Raw genomic sequence first — 1,549 nt, forward strand, 5'->3', positions numbered from 1 at the left:
GTCGGCCGTGAACTATCCGCAAGCCATTGATTTGGCTTTTTGATCCGGGCCGATTGTGGCTTTGGAATTGCAGGATTAGCGGTATTTGGGGGCTGTTTTCCTGCAAATCGGTTTTGCGATTCCCTTGTGCTGCGGAGCGTGATTCACTCGGTTCGGCGGGCGAATCGAGGGGACGGCGAATGTCCAGGCCACGCGAGAGGCGCGAGACGGGAGAGCAGGACCTGTTCCGCTCCAGGCTCGATCAGATCGTCAACATGAAGCACGAGCTGGTGCGGCTGGCGCAGGCGATCGACTGGCCGGTGCTGGAGGAGCGTTTCGGCGCCGTCTATTCGGACGGCCCCGGCATGCCGCCGCTGCCGACCCGGCTGATGGCGGGGCTGGCGGTCCTTAAGCACACCTTCAACCTGTCCGACGAGGTGCTGTGCGAGCGCTGGGTGGAGAACCCCTACTTCCAGTATCTCACCGGCGAGACGTTCTTCTGCCATTCGCTGCCGTTCGACCGCTCCTCGATGACGCGCTGGCGCAGCCGCATGGGCGAAGAGCGGATCATGGCCCTGTTGCAGGAGAGCCTCAGCCTCGCGGTCAAGACCGGGGCGATGAAGCCGGCCGACACGCGCCAGGTGATCGTCGACACCACCGTGCAGCCGAAGAACGTCATGTTCCCGACCGACGCCAAGCTCATCCACCGGGCGCGCGAGCGGTTGGTGCGGCTAGCCAAGAGGAAGGGGCTCCATTTGCGCCAGAGCTATGTGCGGGTCTCCAAGCTGGCGCTGATCAGCCACCAGCGCTATGCCCACGCCAAGCAGTTCAAGCGGGCCAACAAGGCGCTGCGCAAGCTCAAGACCTATCTCGGCCGAACCATTCGCGACATCTCCCGCCAGATCGCCGGCGATGCAGGGCTGGATGCGCTTTTCAAATGGCCGCTCTACCAGGCCGCCACCGTTCTCGAGCAACGTCAGCGCCAGCGCGGCCGCAAGATCTACAGCCTGCACGCGCATGAGGTGGAATGCATCGGCAAGGGCAAGGCGCATATGCCTTACGAGTTCGGGGTGAAGGTGTCGGTGGCCACCACGCTGAAGCGCTCCAAGGGCGGCCAGTTCGCCCTGCATGCAAAGGCGCTGCCCGGCAATCCCTATGACGGCCACACGCTCGCAAGCGTCATCCCCGACATGGAAAAGACCATCGGCAACGAGATCGGCCGCATTCTCGCCGACGCCGGCTATCGCGGCCACAACGCACCGCAGAGCCACAAGCTCAGGGTCTTCACCGCCGGCCAGAAACGCCGCGTCACCCCGGCCATCAAGCGCCAGATGCGCCGCCGCTCCGCCATCGAGCCCGTGATCGGCCATATCAAGGCCGAGCACCGGATGGGCCGCAACTACCTCGCCGGCAAGCAGGGCGACGCCGTCAACGCCATCCTGGCCGCCGCCGGCTACAACTTCTCCCTCCTGCTCAGGTGGCTGAAGGATTTTTTGTCGCTCTTGATCGTCCTGCTTCAACTCCGGTCGAAGCAGTGCGCCGCTTAGGGCTCGGATTGTTCACGGTCGAC

At 64.0% G+C, this 1,549-nt stretch carries 1 protein-coding gene; it reads left to right on the forward strand.

Annotation, left to right across the window (positions count from 1 at the left end):
• The first annotated feature begins 179 nt into the window (after nt 1-179).
• Nucleotides 180-1,526, forward strand: a complete 1,347-nt coding sequence (locus FJ942_RS28370) for an IS5 family transposase (protein WP_140899649.1) — start codon at nt 180-182, stop codon at nt 1,524-1,526.
• Nucleotides 1,527-1,549 lie beyond the last annotated feature (23 nt).

It is taken from the genome of Mesorhizobium sp. B2-4-2, assembly GCF_006442845.1.
Lineage (GTDB): Bacteria > Pseudomonadota > Alphaproteobacteria > Rhizobiales > Rhizobiaceae > Mesorhizobium.